This window comes from Burkholderia sp. Ax-1719 (assembly GCF_011753055.1).
Taxonomy (GTDB): domain Bacteria; phylum Pseudomonadota; class Gammaproteobacteria; order Burkholderiales; family Burkholderiaceae; genus Paraburkholderia.
On sequence record NZ_VWWJ01000004.1, the window covers coordinates 261520 to 278337 of the forward strand.

11 protein-coding genes are annotated in these 16818 nt (G+C 59.9%); 7 read left to right on the plus strand and 4 right to left on the minus strand.

Annotated elements, in window-relative coordinates; genetic code table 11:
• Window positions 1-12 precede the first annotated feature (12 nt).
• Together F3J17_RS10710 and F3J17_RS10715 are read left to right on the plus strand one after the other, a co-directional pair.
• Window positions 13-750: a 4Fe-4S dicluster domain-containing protein gene (locus tag F3J17_RS10710; RefSeq protein ID WP_167057248.1), complete on the plus strand. Its 738-nt coding sequence runs from the start codon at window positions 13-15 to the stop codon at window positions 748-750.
• A gap of 45 nt (window positions 751-795) precedes the next feature.
• Complete coding sequence (locus F3J17_RS10715; RefSeq protein WP_167057251.1) at window positions 796-1749, plus strand: DmsC/YnfH family molybdoenzyme membrane anchor subunit; 954 nt, start codon at window positions 796-798, stop codon at window positions 1747-1749.
• On the opposite strand, the gene F3J17_RS10720 is transcribed toward F3J17_RS10715, so the two are convergent.
• Window positions 1661-2632, minus strand: coding sequence for a LysR family transcriptional regulator (locus tag F3J17_RS10720; RefSeq protein ID WP_167057254.1), 972 nt, complete (start codon window positions 2630-2632; stop codon window positions 1661-1663). The two genes, F3J17_RS10715 and F3J17_RS10720, sit on opposite strands and share 89 nt — an antisense overlap.
• Window positions 2633-2746: 114 nt before the next feature.
• Between F3J17_RS10720 and F3J17_RS10725 the strand changes: the two genes are divergently transcribed.
• Window positions 2747-3406: an ureidoglycolate lyase gene (locus F3J17_RS10725; RefSeq protein ID WP_167057810.1), complete on the plus strand. Its 660-nt coding sequence runs from the start codon at window positions 2747-2749 to the stop codon at window positions 3404-3406.
• Here the strand turns inward: F3J17_RS10725 and F3J17_RS10730 are convergent.
• Window positions 3387-4067 (minus strand): VIT1/CCC1 transporter family protein, encoded by a 681-nt coding sequence (locus F3J17_RS10730; RefSeq protein ID WP_167057813.1) that lies wholly within the window; start codon window positions 4065-4067, stop codon window positions 3387-3389. The two genes, F3J17_RS10725 and F3J17_RS10730, sit on opposite strands and share 20 nt — an antisense overlap.
• Window positions 4068-4228: 161 nt before the next feature.
• Here F3J17_RS10730 and F3J17_RS10735 point away from each other — a divergent pair, with 161 nt between their 5' ends.
• From F3J17_RS10735 to pbpC, 3 genes are all read left to right on the plus strand, one after another.
• Window positions 4229-5194, plus strand: a complete 966-nt coding sequence (locus tag F3J17_RS10735; RefSeq protein WP_167057257.1) for a hypothetical protein — start codon at window positions 4229-4231, stop codon at window positions 5192-5194.
• A 385-nt stretch (window positions 5195-5579) separates the two neighbouring features.
• A complete protein-coding gene (locus tag F3J17_RS10740) occupies window positions 5580-11618 on the plus strand; it encodes an MG2 domain-containing protein (RefSeq protein ID WP_167057260.1) in 6039 nt (2012 codons plus the stop codon).
• Between the two features lie 87 nt (window positions 11619-11705).
• Complete coding sequence (gene pbpC / locus F3J17_RS10745; RefSeq protein ID WP_345891165.1) at window positions 11706-14108, plus strand: penicillin-binding protein 1C; 2403 nt, start codon at window positions 11706-11708, stop codon at window positions 14106-14108.
• Window positions 14109-14156: 48 nt separating this feature from the next.
• Here pbpC and F3J17_RS10750 read toward each other — a convergent pair whose 3' ends face one another.
• A complete protein-coding gene (locus tag F3J17_RS10750) occupies window positions 14157-14600 on the minus strand; it encodes a DUF3592 domain-containing protein (protein ID WP_167057263.1) in 444 nt (147 codons plus the stop codon).
• Between F3J17_RS10750 and F3J17_RS10755 the strand changes: the two genes are divergently transcribed.
• Window positions 14599-15162 (plus strand): hypothetical protein, encoded by a 564-nt coding sequence (locus F3J17_RS10755; RefSeq protein ID WP_167057266.1) that lies wholly within the window; start codon window positions 14599-14601, stop codon window positions 15160-15162. The genes F3J17_RS10750 and F3J17_RS10755 overlap by 2 nt on opposite strands.
• Before the next feature lie 928 nt (window positions 15163-16090).
• Here the strand turns inward: F3J17_RS10755 and F3J17_RS10760 are convergent.
• On the minus strand, window positions 16091-16777 hold the full coding sequence (locus F3J17_RS10760) for a lysozyme inhibitor LprI family protein (RefSeq protein WP_167057269.1): 687 nt from the start codon (window positions 16775-16777) through the stop codon (window positions 16091-16093).
• Window positions 16778-16818: the final 41 nt, after the last annotated feature.

Sequence of the window (16818 nt, forward strand, 5' to 3'; positions counted from 1 at the left end):
GGAGCGCACGCTATGACACAGATGGCGCTGGTGATCGATCTGAACGTCTGCGTGGGTTGCCACGCGTGTGTGACGAGTTGCAAAGAATGGAACACCTCGGGCGAGGCGGGCAGTCTGGCCGACTTTCGCCCTTACGACGCCGATCCTTCCGGCACGTTCTTCAATCGTGTGCAGACCTTCGAGGCCGGCGAATATCCGCTTGCCGACACCATTCATTTCCCCAAATCCTGTCTGCACTGCGAAGACCCGCCGTGCGTGCCGGTGTGTCCGACCGGAGCCAGCTACAAGCGCAAGGAAGACGGCCTCGTGCTGGTCGATTACGACCGCTGTATCGGCTGCAAATACTGCGCCTGGGCCTGCCCGTATGGCGCGCGCGAGATCGACGAAGCGCGCAAGGAAATGACCAAATGCACGCTGTGTTCCGACCGCATCTACAACGAAGCATTGCCCGAGCGTGACCGCAAGCCGGCCTGCGTGCTGGCGTGTCCGACCTCGGCGCGCCTGTTTGGCGATATCCACGACCCCGAGTCGATCGTGTCAAAGGCGATCCGCGAGCGCGGTGGCTATCAACTGATGCCGGAGTGGGAAACGCGACCGTCGAATCATTATCTGCCGCGCCGCAAAGTGACTTCGTGCAGTAGTGGCGGCGCGTGTTCGTGCAAATCTCTGGCTGACGAAGAACCCACGACGCTCGAAGGTCAGGCAGAACAGGGCGCACTCAATCTGGCGTCGATGGCGACGCGTGTTTGAAACGTCTTTTGCGTAGTGTGAACGAAATCGTACAAGAGGGACGCGATGAAACCGGCATTTTCCGTGGTGTTTCTCACGACGCTGAGTGGCGCGGGGCAGGGTTTGCTCATTGCGCTCGTGGGCGTAGAACTGGCGTTGCGGTTGGGATGGGGCGACGCCGCGGCGGTTCCGGCTACGTTTTATATCGTCGGTGCAGGGCTTTCTTGCGTACTCGGCATATTGGGCCTCGTTGCCTCGTTCTTTCATCTTGGCCATCCCGAGCGGGCGTGGCGCGCCATTGCGATGTGGCGAACCTCGTGGCTGTCGCGCGAATGTCTTTGTTTGCCCGCGTTTCTTGGCTGCACGTTTGCGTATGGCGTGGCCCATTTGTCGGGAGCTTCTTTTTCGCTCGCAATCGGGGGCGTGGCGGTGGTCGCCAGCGTGTTGCTGTTCGTGTGCACCGGCATGATCTACGCGTGCCTGCGCTTTCTGCAGGAATGGGCGACGCCGCTTACGCTGGTCAATTTCATGCTGCTCGGTTGCGCGTCCGGATTTACGCTGGCGAGCGCCTGCGCAGCGAAATTCGCACCGGTCATGACGGCCCCGCTCGCCATCTGCGCCTGTGTGCTGACGCTCGCCGGTTGCGCGTCGCGCACGGCTTCCTTGATCCGCAATGCGCGCCTGCGCCCGAAATCGACAGTGCAAAGCGCGACCGGCATACGTGCTGAGCGTGTCGAGCAGAAATCGCGCGGATTCACCGCCGGAGCCTTCAATCTGCGCGAGTTCTTTCACGGCAAGACGCCGCTTGCGCTACGGCGAATCAAGTGGACGTTCCTGATCACGGCGTTTCTTGCCCCTTTCTGTCTGGTGGCGATTGGCGGCGGGGTTCGCTCCGTCGGGCTGTCTTTTACCCTGCTGTGCACAGCAGCGGCTATCCAGTACGCCGGCCTCGTGGCGGAGCGCTGGTTTTTCTTTGCCGAGGCGCGGCACCCGCAGAATCTTTATTACCAGCGTTCGTAGGCGTTGCCTCGAGGCTTGCGGCCAGGGCGGCGACACCCAGAAAGGTCTGCACGATCCCGCGCTTGCGCTGACTGTGAAGGCAGACCACCGAATCGACATTGCATCCGCGTAGTTCATCGACGGGGATCGCCACGGTACGCTTGCTGTCGGGCACCTCGCGCTCAAGCACGAATCCGATACCGAGTCCCTGCCTGACCGCTTCAATCACCGCTTCACGGCTGCCCAGTTGCAGGGCCGTCGCAAGCTGAACCTTGGCACGCCGCGTGGCATCGTCGACGAGTCGCTGGGTATTGGAACCCGCTTCGCGTCGAATCACAGGATACGCGGCCAGATCGGCAAGTGATACGCTCGCCGACCTCGCGAGTGCGTGCCCCTTTGGTACGAGAACCCGCATATCCTGCCGCGCAACGGGAATCAACGCCACGCGCGCATCGCTTTTGGCATTGCCGATCACAGCTGCATCGACGCGATATTCGATCAGATCGTCCCAAACCTCGCGCTGGCTGCCGAAGGAGATGGAGATCTCGATCTCGGGATACTGCTCGCGAAATGCGGCTACCACCTGCAGCACGACCTGTGGCCCATCGGCGGCGAGTTTGAGGCTGCCGTGGCGGAACAGGGTCGCCTGGCTCACCATGTCCTCGATCTGCTCCTCAGTCGAAAACATTTGCCGGGTCAGGTCGAAGAGGGGCTTGGCGGCGTCGGTGAGATAGACGCCTTCATTCGTGCGCACGAACAGGGCCTGCTTGCAGTCCTCTTCGAGATTGCGGATCTGCGTCGTAATGGCGGGCTGCGTCAGCCCCAGCAGACTTGCGGCCCTGGTAAAACTGCCCTCGCGAGCGACCGCGTCGAACGCCCTGAGCTGGAAATAGCGCATGGCCATCGTGGGCCCTCATGATATCAATATGAATGTTGAAATATAGCATCCGTATTAATTTGACTGACAATGTCGCCACGCCCTAAGCTCATGATCGACTGGATGACACGTGAGATTCGTATGAGCAAAGTAATCGATTACCTCAACCCCGCCCTTCCCCGTGGCCTGCGTCGCGTGACGATGCCTGTGGTCGACGCGACCCCGGTAACGCTGGCGGGATACGGCAAGCTCGTTGAGCACCCGGAAGACTGCGAGGTCGAGATCGTGCAATGGCCGGCCATGGGATCGAGACCGATCGATCCGGGTACGGGCGACGAAGCCGGCACGACTGAAGGCGTGTTCGTCAGCGAATGGCGCGGCGACATTCTCTACGGCAGCAACGAAGCCGTTGGCGGTCACTACGTGCTTGCGTATGCGACTGAGCCGGAAGCGGCGCGCGAAGATGCAGCGCATTTGCCAGATCGCATGTTGCTTTGGCATGCGAACTATCATCCGGACGGCGGACAACTGTTCTTTCCGCTCGATCACAAGCCGTTCTATGTGCCGCTGGCGTTGCCGGGCGACGATATCACGCCGGAGAAGTTTGTTTGTTTTCGCTTTGATGGACAGCAAGGACTCTATATTCACCCGAACATCTGGCATGAAGGCGTCTTCACGCTGGAAGGAACGCAGCGATTCTTCGATAAACAAGGCGCGGTGCATGCGCGCGTGTCCGTTGAATTTGCGGCGGAGTTCGGGTGCCTGCTTGAGGCGCCGGTCGTCAACCGCCCAGCGCAATGATCGTCATTGTCAGGACGGCCCCGAGCAGCGTCATGGCGAAGCCCGCCTTCATCGCGCCCGCACCGGTATAGCGGCCGAGCGCAAAGCCGGCTGCGAACAGCATGGCCAGCGTCAGTATGCGTGAAATGACCAGCGCGGCGATGTGATCCTTTACGAGGATGAAGGGCAGCGCAACAGGAAAGGTCGAAGCGACGACTAGCAAAAAGATGCCGACCGCGCCAATCAAGTCGTCGCGATTCAAACGCGCGCGCGGCGGCAGTGTAGAGGCGGTCGCGAGGCGCGCACGAATCTGCTCAAGCTCCGCATCGTCGACGAGCGGTTCCAGCGCTTTTGGCAGGGCGTTACGCAAGGCCCGTACGGCTGCGGCGCGGTTGGGCTCGCGCTTCACGGTAAGGGCGAGCGTGAGGCGTTGGCCGCGATCCGCGAGTGTGCGCACGAGAAACATCACGGCGTCGGCGAGACCCCAGGCGAGATTGCAACCTAGCGCGGCAAAAAACAGTTTGCGGCCTGCATCTTCGCCCGCCGTCACGGCTTTGATCGCGCCGACGAAGGTTAATGCCATGAATAGGCCGAAGCATAGTTCGGTCACGCGATCGACCGTGTTGAGGACGGGTTCGCGCTTTTCCGGGATGGGGGGATGCGGGTTGGGGGATGTGGTCATGTGGCCTCGTACGCGGTATCCATTATCGGAACTTCCCCGCTTTTCTGAGCGTCGCGGAATAGATTCCCGATCGATACGAAATCGTGACAATTGACTCTGTCCGTGTATGCTCCTGGTCACTGATTGACGCACACCGAGATTCGGCTCAGCAAAGCGCCACTATGACACGTTACCCTGATTGGGCAAGAGTGCTGGTCACAATTGCGCTTTTCCTCGCGACCGCTGGCGCAAGAGCCACGGACGGTGGGCAGATCGACGCTGACAATCCAACGCAACAGCTCGAAATAGGTCGCTTGACGATCGATCAGAAGCCCACCGTTTCTCTGCGTTTTGTATTGGCCGACGGACATCGTATTGATGTATCGGATGCCGCGGGATTCTATTGGCCGCCAGTTGCCACCGATCAGCAAGGGCGTTTCTACATCGGCCGCGCCTCAGTGGATAGTCGAAGCGGGCGATTGTTTAGAGTCAACGGCGATAAGAAAGCAATCGTGCTGGGATCTCATTACACGGTATCAGCGGATGACGTCCATCGGGCTGTACAAATCTGGCGTGGCGCGCACGAATGTACGATCGGCATCGACAAATTCGGACTTGGTTCTTCCAATGGACGGGTCAGTGACTTCCTGCACGGAGTGATTCGCTTTGTCGATGCAGACGGCCCACTGGTTGCGCTGGTCACATTGGACGGAAGAGAGGCCGGTGACACGCACTATCTTGCAGTTAGCATTTTGCCCGATTCATGCGATGTCGAAGCGACGGATCTTGGCAATCCCGATTTACTGGTTGAAATTGGCTGGACGCCACGCGGTCATTGGTGGATAGCCGGCTCGAAGGAGGGGACGCTCATACGCTCTGAAGATGGCAGGCATTGGGTGACTACGCATTTGCCCGAGAACATCTCCGAGCTGACCAGTGCATATGTTGTCGCTCCAGGCAGTATCTGGCTCGCAGCTAACGATGCTGCACTGGGCATTGCCGATAATCCCGAACTGATCTATTCGGAGGACAACGGGAAATCGTGGATCCCATTGACCTGGAACAGTCAATGGATGCGGAACATCCCGCCGTACTGGCTTGAAGGACAAATGCGCGCTCGCGGCAAGTCTATACCGGATTTGAAGTAGTGCACGGATGATGTAGTCAATACGACAAGCAAAAAAGCGCGGACCGCGCAATCGACAATTGTATGAAAATTTTTCTTGATCAATCAATTTATAGATATTGAAGAAAAGAAATTTGTACCGACGTTCGTAGTAAATATCTAATTGGCATGGATTAAGTGGTGTGCGAGATATTTTGTGTAATGAATGACTATTTCATAGTCATCTCTTAAGTATAAAATCAACGCCGATCAAAAGAGGGCTTCAGCAAGCTTGTGGTCGCTATGCGGCTGGGTTAGAAATTCATTGCGCTGAAATAGTAGAAACTGAGAGACTCCGCGCACGCGGACGGTAGCAAAAGCAAAGACAACGGGGAAAATAGCTCGCGCTTGCCCCTGAAAAGGGAAGCATGGATATTCTGCGAGTTTTATTCGTCCTGCCGTTGCGTATTGTGCGCGGCTTGTTCAATTTGATCGTCAAGATCCTGCGGCCGGTTTTGGGCAGCATCTCATGGTCGGCCCCGGCATGGGTGCCGGCGGCCACCGCGGCGGTTCGCCAGCGCCCCCGGTATTTTGCCGTTCGTGCAATCGGCGCTCTCGCGCTGGCTGTTGCGGCATGGACGGGGTGGCACTGGTATGCGAACCGCCCGAAGCCAGCCGAACCACAGCGCATTACGTTTCAGGCGAAGGTGCCTGCCGTCACGGATTACGTGCAGGCGGACGGCACGCCGAAGATCACGATTCATCCGCTCGAAGTGGTGTTTTCCGGCTCAGCTGCGCCGATCGAACTGATCGGCAAGATCGTCAGCAAAGGCATCACCATGAAGCCGGCGCTCAAAGGCGAGTGGAGCTGGACCGACGATCACACGCTGCGCTTCGTGCCGGCGGCCGACTGGCCAGTCGGCGAGCACGTGGAACTGGACTTTGACATCAAGCAGGCCTTTGCACCGCACGTACTGATGGCCGACGACCACCTGACCTTCGATCTCGCTCCTTTCGTTGCCAGGGCGGGCAATGCCGAGTTCTATCAGGACCCGCAGAACGCAACGGCGAAGAAAACCATCATGCCGGTGAGCTTTAACTACCCGGTCGATACGGCGAAGTTCGAAAAGCGCATCTCGCTTGCGTTGGCGGGCAGCGACGGCAAGTTCAATACGCCGCTCAAGTTCACGGTGACGTACGACGCCTACAAGCTGAACGCATGGGTGCACTCACAGCCGCTCGATTTGCCGCGCGACGATGGGGCGGTGCAACTGAAACTCGATAGCGGCGTGCGCAGCTCGCGTGGCGGCGCGGGCACCCAGGAGCCGCTGACGTCGGTCGTACGCGTGCCGGGGCTGTATAGCCTTGCGGTGAAGAGCGTCAGCCCGACGCTGGTCGACAACGACCGGTATGAACCAGAACAGGTGCTCGTCACCGAAATCGGCGGCGCGGTGCGCGGCGCGGACCTGAACGGCCTGATCAAGGCGTGGGTGTTGCCAAAGCGCAGGGAAGGCGTCGACCAGAAGGACGACGATCCGCCCTACGAGTGGAGCAATGCGGACGTGAGCGAGAGTGTTCTGCGGCATTCACAACCGCTCGCGCTCGAGCTCGTGCCCACCGAAAACGATTATGCGGAACTGCAGAGTTTCAAATTCCACGCCGATCCTGGGCAGCGCGTCTACGTGCGTATTGCCTCCGGGCTGAAGTCCTTCGGCGGCTATATTCTCGGACAGCCATCGGTGCAGACCTTCACGGTGCCCGACTATCCGAAGCTGTTGCACTTCATGGCCGACGGCTCGCTGCTCTCGTTGAGCGGCAGCAAGCGGATCTCGGTGGTGTCGCGCAATCTGCCGGGCATGCAGCTGGAAATCGGCCGCGTGTTGCCAGATCAGTTGCAGCATCTGGTGAGTTTCAACCAGGGCAGCTATAAGCAGCCAGACCTTGGCTACAGCTTCAGCGAAGACCACATCGTCGAACGCTTCGAGCAGAAGCGGGTATTTCCGAAGACAGGCCCCGGACAGGCGCATTACGAAGGTGTGGACCTTGGCCAATATCTAAAGGACGGCAAGCGTGGCGTGTTCCTGCTGCATCTGTCTGCCTATGATCCGGTTGCGGAGAAAAAAAAGGCCGATAAGGCCGCGCAGGCAGCGGACCAGGGTTCAGGCAATGGAGACGGTGACAGTGGAGACGCAAGCAGCGACGGCAGCGATGGCAACAACGCCGACGATCCGTCACCAACTGACACCCGCATGATCGTGGTCACTGACCTGGGCATGCTGGTCAAGCGCGCGCTCGACGGTAGCCAGGACGTGTTCGTGCAGTCGATCCGCACAGGCCAGCCTGTAGGCGGCGCGACGGTGTCGGTGCTCGCGCTCAATGGCCAGACGCTGTACACCCAGGATACGACGGCCGACGGTGTGGTGCATTTCCCGACGTTCAAGGGGCTGGACCACGAGAAGAAGCCGATGCTGTACGTCGTGAAGAAGGGCGACGATCTGTCGTTCCTGCCTGTGGGCGGCCAGGATCGTCAGCTCGATTTTTCTCGTTTCGATGTGGGCGGCGAGCGCAACCCGACCAGCGAAGGCCAGTTGTCCGCCTACCTGTTCTCGGATCGCGGCATCTACCGTCCCGGCGATCTCTTCCATATCGGCGTGATCGTGCGCGCGGCGAACTGGGCGCGAAGCCCGTCCGGCGTGCCGCTGCAGGCCGAGGTCGTCGATCCGCGCGGCATGACGGTCAAACGCATGCCGCTTGCGGTCGACAATTCCGGCTTTAGCGAACTCTCGTACACGCCATCGGAGACCGCGCCGACGGGCACGTGGAGCGTGAATCTTTACATCGTGAAGAACGGCGAGACGGATGCGCCGATCGGCTCGACTACCGTGCAGGTCAAGGAGTTTCTGCCGGATCGCATGAAAGTGCAGGCGCGGCTCTCGCAGCAGGTGCCTGAAGGCTGGGTCAAGCCCGATCAACTGAAGGGTGTGGTCGACGCGCTGAACCTGTTTGGCACGCCGGCTGCTGACCGGCGCGTCGAGGCGTCCCTGACGCTGCGTCCGGTCTGGCCGGAATTCCGTAGTTGGCAGGACTATCACTTCTTCGACGTGCGGCGCGCCAAGGAGGGCTACACGACCAGCCTCCAGGACGGCAAGACCGACGAGAAGGGGCATACCGAATTCGATCTCGACCTCAAGAAATATGCAGACGCGACCTATCAACTGTATTTTCTGACTAAGGCGTACGAGGCCGAGGGCGGCCGCAGCGTAGCGGCCAACGCCCAGACGCTGGTTTCCAGCGACGACTGGCTGGTGGGCTACAAGTCGGTAGACGATCTCTCCTATGTCAAGCGCGGCAGTCCGCGCAGCGTGCGCCTGGTGGCAATCAATCCGCAGGCGAAATCGATCGAACTCAAGGACCTCAAGGCGCAACTGGTGGAACAGCGCTATGTATCGGTGCTGACCCGGCAGGATTCCGGAGTCTATAAATACGATTCGCGTTTGAAGGAAGTGCCGGTCAGCGAAAGCCCGTTGACGATTGCGGCTGCCGGTCTCGATTACAAACTCCCGACCGACAAGCCGGGCAACTACGCGCTCATCATTCGGAGTGCAGACAACACCGAAGTCAACCGTGTGGAGTATTCGGTAGCGGGCGACGCCAATGTGTCCCGTTCGCTGGATCGCAACGCAGAGTTGCAGATCAGCCTTAGCAAGCACGATTACGCTCAGGGCGAGCCGGTCGAGATTGCGATTCGTGCGCCGTATGCCGGCAGCGGCCTGATCACTATCGAGCGCGACAAGGTCTACGCTCACGCCTGGTTTCACGCCGATACCACCAGCTCCGTCCAGCACATCACGGTGCCGCCGGGTTTCGAGGGCAATGGCTATATCAACGTTCAGTACGTTCGCGATCCATCGTCGGACGAGATTTTCATGAGCCCGCTGAGCTATGGCGTCGTGCCGTTCTCGGTCAACATGGATGCTCGCCGCAATCGCCTGACGCTCGACGCGCCTGCGCTGGTCAAGCCGGGCCAGACAGTCACGTTCAAGCTGCATGCGGGACAACCCACGAAGGCCGTGGTGTTTGCGGTCGACGAAGGTATTTTGCAGGTTGGCCGCTACAAGCTTGGCGATCCGCTGAAATTCTTCTTCCGCAAACGCATGCTCGAAGTGGCGACGTCGCAGATTCTGGATCTGATCTTGCCGGACTTCGAGAAGCTGATGGCTATGGCGGCGCCCGGCGGCGACGCCGATGACGCCATCGGCAGCCAGCTCAATCCATTCAAACGTAAGCGAGACAAGCCCGTGGTGTACTGGTCCGGCATTGTCGACGTGAATGGCGAGAAGGACGTGAGCTATACCGTGCCCGACTACTTCAACGGCAAGCTGCGGGTCATGGCGGTGTCCGTGTCGCCTGATCTGGTGGGTACCGTCGAGTCGGCCACCACCGTGCGCGGCGACTTCGTACTGTCGCCGAACGTGCCGACCACACTCGCTCCCGGCGACGAAGCCGAGGTCAGCGTTGGCGTGGCCAACAATCTCACGGGCGTGGGCGACAAGCCGGTTCCGGTGACGGTGGCGCTCAAGACCGGTCCGCAGCTTCAGGTGCTGGGCAATGCTGCACAGAATCTGAATCTTGCGCCGATGCATGAGGGCGTGGCGATTTTCCGCGTCAAGGCAACCCAAACGCTCGGCTCGGGCAATCTGACGTTCAGCGCGCGTTACGGCGCAAAGTCCGCGGCGCAGAGTCTCGATCTTTCCGTGCGTCCGGCTGCTGAGTATCGCACCCAGGTAGACATTGCCCGCGTCGGTCCGAACAGCAAGGCGGATGTGTCCAGCTTGCGCTCGATGTACGAAGCGTATGCTTCCCGCGACGCCAGCATTTCGACCTTGCCGGTGGTGCTGACGCAAGGGCTGACGTCCTGGCTCGTGAACGTGCAGAACTATTGCAGCGAGCAGATCGTCAGTGCGGCTGTTCCGCGCCTGATCGCGTCGAAATGGCCGGCTGTGCCAGCGCTTACGCACGTTCTGCAAGCTGCTAACAGCGATCCGCAGCAGACTAGCGATCAGGCGCTGGCACAGACGCTGGACGTGCTGCGGTCACGGCAGAACAGCCAGGGCGGCTTCGGGCTGTGGTCCGCGACGCCGGATGCGGAGCCGTTTGTCTCGGCGTATACGATGCATTTCCTGCTGGAAGCGCGCGATCGGGGCGTTACGGTGCCCGCCGACATGCTCGATGCAGGCAATCAGTATCTGCACAAGCTCGCTGCCGATGACAGCCTGGATTCGCTCGATCTTTTGCGGCAACGCGCCTACGCGGTGTATCTGCTGACCCGCCAGGGCAACGTCACGACCAACGATCTGGCGGCGGTGCAAAAGCGCTTGCAGGAAGCCTTCCCGAACGACTGGAAAAACGATCTGGCCGCCGCCTGGCTAGCGGCTTCCTATGAATTGCTCAAGCAGGACAAGGAGGCCAATACGCTGATTGCCGGGCCGCAGCGTGAACTCGAGGGCAAGAGGGATATTTCGAGCTTCGACTACGGCTACTACACGGATCCGCTAACGCGCGATGCGAGCACGCTCTATCTGTTGTCGAAGTACTTCCCGAATCGGGCCAAGGCACTTTCGCCGCAGGTGATGGAAAACATTGCTGGGCCGCTGGCGCGCAACGATTTCAATACCTTGTCCGCGGCCATGACAGTGCTCGCGCTCGATGCTTACGCGAACATCAACGCAGGCGGGCTGGACAAGCTGGCCATCGACGAAATCCATGCTGACGGCAGCGTCAAGGCGATTTCCGCGCTGCAAGCCAATCTGTTGCAGGCGGGCAACTGGAGCGCGGCTGCAACACGGTTGCGCTTCGTCAACGGCAGCGCGATGTCGGCATGGCGCGTGACGAGTCAGAGCGGTTACGACCGTGGCGTGCCCGACAAGGCGATCAAGAATGGCATCGAGATTGTGCGCGACTACACCGACAGCAATGGCAAGCCGCTCGACAAGATCACGCTTGGCGAAGAAATCGAGGTCCACGTGAAGATCCGTGCTACCGAAGATGATGCGGTGGACAATGTGTCGATTGTCGATTTGCTGCCGGGCGGCTTCGAGCCGGTGATCGAGCCGCCGCCTGCTCCCGCGCAAACCGACGACAGCAATAGCGGTCAGAACGATCAAGGCCAGCAAGGCGATCAGAGTGGCGATGTCACGGATGGACAAGATGCGCAACCCGCTCGCTGGCGCTCACCGATCGGCCTCTCAAGTTCGACCTGGCAGCCCGAATACGCCGATATCCGCGAGGATCGTGTGGTGATCTATGGGACCGCGACGAAGGACGTCAAGGAGTTTGTCTATCGCATCAAAGCTGGCAACGCAGGCAAGTTCCTCGTGCCGCCTGCGTTTGCGGAGTCGATGTACGATCGCCGCGTTCAGGCTCGTTCCCCGGGTGGCGCCATGCTCACGGTGGTGCGCAAGCCCTGAGTCTCACGGCCACACGTCTGATGCTAAAGCCGACGACGTGTGGCCGCAGCGACAAAGTCATTCCTGTTTTCCCTGAATCTCCTCATTGTGTCCTCTCTTCGCTCCTTGCTGCCTGCTTGCGTTCGCTGGATCCAGCGCTGGCAGAACTGGCTGGTTGGTGCGCTGCTCGTCGTGGGTGTGCTGGCGGGTTGCCGCTTGTGGCCGCATCCATCGTTGCAGGGCTGGAAGCCCACTTCCACGGCGGTCTATGACGACCAGGGTCGTTTGCTGCGCCTCACGCTTGCAAGCGACGACCGTTTTCGCCTGTGGGTGCCGCTCAAGGATATGTCGCCGCAACTGGTGGACGGCGTGTTGCTGCACGAAGACCGCTGGTATCGCTGGCATCCGGGTTTCAATGCCTATGGTCTGGTGCGCGGCGCGTGGGTCACCTATGTGCGGCACGGCAACCGCCAGGGCGGCTCAACGATCACCATGCAACTGGCGCGCTCGCTCTGGCAGCTCAACACGCGCACGCCGTGGGGCAAGCTCAGGCAGGTAGGGCGGGCGATCCAGCTCGAACTGTTTTACTCGAAGGCGCAGATTCTTGAGGCGTATCTGAACGATGCGCCGTATGGCCGTAATGTCGAAGGAGCCGGGGCGGCCAGCATCGCGTATTTCAACAAGCCGGTGGGGGATTTGAGCCTGCCAGAGGCGTTGGCATTGGCCGTGATTCCGCAGGACCCCGTGCGCCGGCTACCGAGCGTGCCCGCACAGACAGCGGACGGCGCCGCTCAAGTGATCAACCATCAACTCACGAGCTCGCGCAACCGTCTCTATGCCCGCTGGCTGAAGGGGCACCCACAAGACGCGGCGCTCAAACCGCTGTTCGCCTTACCGCTGAATATCCGGCCGTTGTCGCGCCTGCCGTTTGAAGCGCCGCATGCGGTCGAGCAGGTGCTCGCGGCGCGTCGCATGGATAGCGACGACCAGGAATCGCGGGTGCGCACCACACTCGATCTCGATCTCCAGCATATTCTTGAACGGCAGATCACGCGCTATGTCGCGCGCAATAACGGCATCGGCATTCGCAATGCGTCGGCCATGCTGGTCGACACGCGCGATATGGGCATCAAGGCGTTGGTTGGCTCGGCGAACTTCTTCGACCGCTCGATCCAGGGGCAGGTCAACGGCACGCTGGCGCGTCGTTCGCCGGGGTCGGCGCTCAAGCCCTTCATTTATGCGCTGGGATTCGATCAGGGCGTGATGCACCCACAGACTGTGCTGCGCGACGTGCCGACCTCGTTCGGCCCCTACACACCGGAGAATTTCGACGGCCATTTTCTCGGCCCAATCACCGCTACCGACGCACTGAACCGCAGCCGCAATATTCCCGCGGTGTGGGTTGCTTCGCAATTGCATCAGCCCGATCTGTATCAGTTCCTGCAGCAAGCGGGCGTTGGCCACATGGCAAGCGAGCAGCATTACGGGCTTGCGCTGGTGCTGGGCGGTGGCGAGGTGACCATGCAGGAGCTGGCGGGCCTGTATGCGATGCTCGCCAATCGTGGTGAACTGAAGCCGTTGCGGCTGCGCGCCAGCGACCCTCAGGTGGCCGGCACGCGCATGCTGAGCGACGAGGCAAGCTTCATGGTGATGGACATGCTGCGCCAGCATTTGCGGCCCGATGAAACCACCGGGGCGCAGCCGTCCCATTTGCCGGTTTACTGGAAGACGGGCACATCGTGGGCGTTTCGTGATGCGTGGACGGCCGGCGTTTTCGGCCCTTATGTGCTGGTGGTGTGGGTCGGTAACTTCGATAGCACGGGCAACCCGGCTTTCGTTGGCGTGGATGCCGCTGCGCCGTTGTTTTTCCAGATCGTCGATGGACTCGAAGCCGAACGCCCGCAACTGGCGGAACCGGTGCGCCCGAGGCCAGGCAATCTCAAACGCGTGCAGATCTGTCTGGCGAGCGGAGACCTGCCGAACCAGTGGTGCCCGCAACGCGGCTGGACCTGGTTCATTCCGGGCAAATCGCCGATTCGCGTGAGCAACGTTCATCGTCCGGTCGTGATCGACGATGCAACCGGGTTGCCCGCCTGTCCGCCGTACACTGACAAGCACACGCATGAGGAAGTGTTCGAATTCTGGCCTTCTGACCTGCAGCAGGTATTTGCGCAAGCGGGTATTCCGCGCCGCAAGCCGCCGCAAAATCCGTTGTGTCGGGACGCGGGAACACCGGACGGAGCGCCGCCGCAGATTACCTCGCCCGTGCGCGGCAGCGTCTATGCGATGCGCCTGAAGCAGATCGGGCAGGAGCGCATCGCTTTCAACGCAATCGCAGACGCCGACGCACACACGATGTATTGGTTCGTCAACGACGCCTACGTGGGGCGTAGCGACCCCGGCGCTGCGCTGTACTGGCAGCCTCGCACGGCAGGCAGCTACACCGTGCGGGCAATCGACGATCATGGCCGTATCGATCAACGCATGCTGGAGGTGAGTCTGCTTGAGTAGGCGAGGCTCAAGCTCCGGGAAGTCAGCCGCAACAAACCGCGCGGGAAATCATTCTTTTCGGCCAAGGCGATTGCCGAAGCGCCCGCGAGTTTCGAGGCGAGCGCCAAACAGCGGCAGAATCAGAAAGCCAAGGCCGGAAGGTAGTCCCCACAGTGCATCGCCCCAGAGCGCGAAAAATGTGGCGGCGCGGGCGGTTGCCGCGGGTGCATTGGCATCGTACAGGACGGGCAAATCCGTGCCGGCTGGACGGCTCACGCCTCCATTCTGGACGAATTCGATACGCTGACCCCGTGCTGTCTCGAACCGGATGGTCGGGTGTCCCTCCGCGCTGACGATGACACCGGTCGCGTGCTGCGCGTGCGACAGGAACATCGCGGTCAGCCACGCCTGTCTGGTGCACCAGACCAGTATGCAGGCACCGATGATCATGCCGAAGAGGGTTCTGAAATTCCACTCAGGCTTCGCCGGCGATTCTGTTTCGGGAGCATTCATGTTACGCCTGGTTGAATTCATTCTTGTCTGGCTGGTAGCGGGGCTGTCCAGCTTCAATCTGGTCTGTGCAGACACGATCGCGACGTCGCACGATCTGGATGCCGCGCTGGAAGCCGCTGTTCAATGTCGGCCCGAAGCGTGGAACAGCCTTGTCGAAAGCAGCCTTGATTCAGGCTCTCAAACGTTCCGGTCACCTGGGATTGTTGAGCGCTCCACCGATACCGAGACAGCATACTTGTTGCCCACTGGAACGAAAGTATTCGGATACGTTGCGACCAGAGCGTGGCAGATCAATACGAGCATCGATGTATTCTATGTCGAATTAACCGGTGGGGCCGACGCAGTACGACATTTGAAAGATCGACTGAAACTTGTTGCGCCCAGCGCGGATTCTCCATACGGGTATATCGATTACTTGAAAGCGAGGTTTGTGAAAATCATCAGTCCGCGGACTCCCAACGGCAATGTGGATGATCGCGCAATCATTCTGGGCAACGGATACCGGGACAATCGGCGCTATGTCGCGATTGGCTGTTGGTTTTACTCGGGAGACCCTGGTTGAAATGGTATCGCCAGGAGGTCGTCAGTTGGATATCAACCTGCCGTTTGCAGATCAGGAAAGGAACCTCCACGCATTTGACGCACGGACCGGGCCGTATGCCTGCAATATTTCCCCTTGGTGTCGTGGTCGCGTGGGGCCTGTTGAGCGTCCTCGTCGTTGTTGCGCACCATCTGGGCGTGATTACCTGAGTGCATGATTGCCCGTGCAGTCGGACTCTGGAGTTATCCGATGCGCTGGTGTGGCGTGCCGAAAGAAGACGAGTTCACCGCAGGCGAGTTGTGACGACTTAAGAACGCCGATGCTGCTCCAGCAAGCGCGAGATAAGCTCCGTCGCGCGCGCCTGCTCAATCCTGGTTTGTTCCAGCGGGTTTGAGGATTGGGCAGGCCTGATGCGGTCGCCTATGTATGCAGCGTCGCCGCCACGTTAGCGAATCACGAATGCGAATATTGGTCCGGATGCTGGGAACGTCGAGTGGTACGGTGGTGATGGGGTTGTTTGTGAACAGTCTTGCTGGCGTGATGTGACTGGGGCGTGCTCTGACCTTCGCCGAAGTAATACGTTTGCGATGTTTGGGCGTAGCCGATTGCCGGCAACAGGAGAGCGATCAATAGCAGGGTTTTGGGCGACATCATGAATTAGCCTTTTTGAAGCACGGGCTGGATTGCGCAACGTGCACCTTCTGCAGCATACAGCGAGTGACGGTGGGGGGCTCGGCGAGGATGCTGAACATAGCCGTGTCCCGCCTGTGCGGCAACGGATTGCTTTTGCTCGTCAGGTTCGCACGGCAGAAAAATCCATTCGTGCGCGGAGTCGCGGTGCTTTCTTCGCCCGCCCGCAGATCGCTCACCCAGTTCGAAGTTTTCCAACAAATCCGATGCATTTTTTTGTGCAAGGTGTTTGCTTGCGGAGCGTCCGGTATATAGGTGCTTAATCTGCGGATTCAGACTTGATCAGAATGACATCGCCTCCGTGCTTAAGCAGGGTAAAGGTTGTTGTGCCGCCCCCGAATGCCAATTTAATGCCTAAACGTTCCTGGCCTGTCCAATGATAGTCGACGACTAGATTGTCCTCTGGTTTAGGGAAATTTCTGCGGACATCCTGCTTCGGCATGGTTGGCTCCAGATAGCGCTGTCCATCTTTATCTGTCCTGCGCAAATAGGCATAGGCTTGCTCCAGAGTCGTCTGAGGCAGCGTACATGGGTCGGTGGATTCCATGTCGGCATCGTGGTGCTGACAACGCACTCCGGAAGCATTACTCACTGCATTCGGGCGAGGAAGCACCGGCATTGCGTCTAGCTCGGCGATACGCGCCTGGTAGGCGCGCTTTAGCGAGTCCGCATCGATCTTGCCGCCGGATGTACGCAGTCTCAACCATTGGCGCTGCTCAGCCTTTAGCTGGTCGACGGAATCACCTTGTCTCTGCAGAGCGGTCCGATATGCTACGGCCAGTTCACTGTCAAGCGCGGACAGTTGCGCGTCGTTGCAAATTGCATGTTCGATCGCGCTGTGCGCTGCTCCGCAGTCGAAGCTCGCCGCGTGGGCGGATAGAGACAGCAACCCGGCGATGGAGAACGCCGCGCGGACGATGAAGGCGGAAATGAGACGATATGGCATGTGGTGTGTTCGTTCTTGCTTTGAATCGGTCTGTCTGGTCA

Coding starts and splice junctions, on each gene's coding strand:
- F3J17_RS10710 (WP_167057248.1), top strand. CDS start 13: ATGACACAGATGGCGCTGGTGATCGATCTGAACGTCTGCGTGGGTTGC.
- F3J17_RS10715 (WP_167057251.1), top strand. CDS start 796: ATGAAACCGGCATTTTCCGTGGTGTTTCTCACGACGCTGAGTGGCGCG.
- F3J17_RS10720 (WP_167057254.1), bottom strand. CDS start 2,632: ATGGCCATGCGCTATTTCCAGCTCAGGGCGTTCGACGCGGTCGCTCGC.
- F3J17_RS10725 (WP_167057810.1), top strand. CDS start 2,747: ATGAGCAAAGTAATCGATTACCTCAACCCCGCCCTTCCCCGTGGCCTG.
- F3J17_RS10730 (WP_167057813.1), bottom strand. CDS start 4,067: ATGACCACATCCCCCAACCCGCATCCCCCCATCCCGGAAAAGCGCGAA.
- F3J17_RS10735 (WP_167057257.1), top strand. CDS start 4,229: ATGACACGTTACCCTGATTGGGCAAGAGTGCTGGTCACAATTGCGCTT.
- F3J17_RS10740 (WP_167057260.1), top strand. CDS start 5,580: ATGGATATTCTGCGAGTTTTATTCGTCCTGCCGTTGCGTATTGTGCGC.
- F3J17_RS10755 (WP_167057266.1), top strand. CDS start 14,599: ATGTTACGCCTGGTTGAATTCATTCTTGTCTGGCTGGTAGCGGGGCTG.
- F3J17_RS10750 (WP_167057263.1), bottom strand. CDS start 14,600: ATGAATGCTCCCGAAACAGAATCGCCGGCGAAGCCTGAGTGGAATTTC.
- F3J17_RS10760 (WP_167057269.1), bottom strand. CDS start 16,777: ATGCCATATCGTCTCATTTCCGCCTTCATCGTCCGCGCGGCGTTCTCC.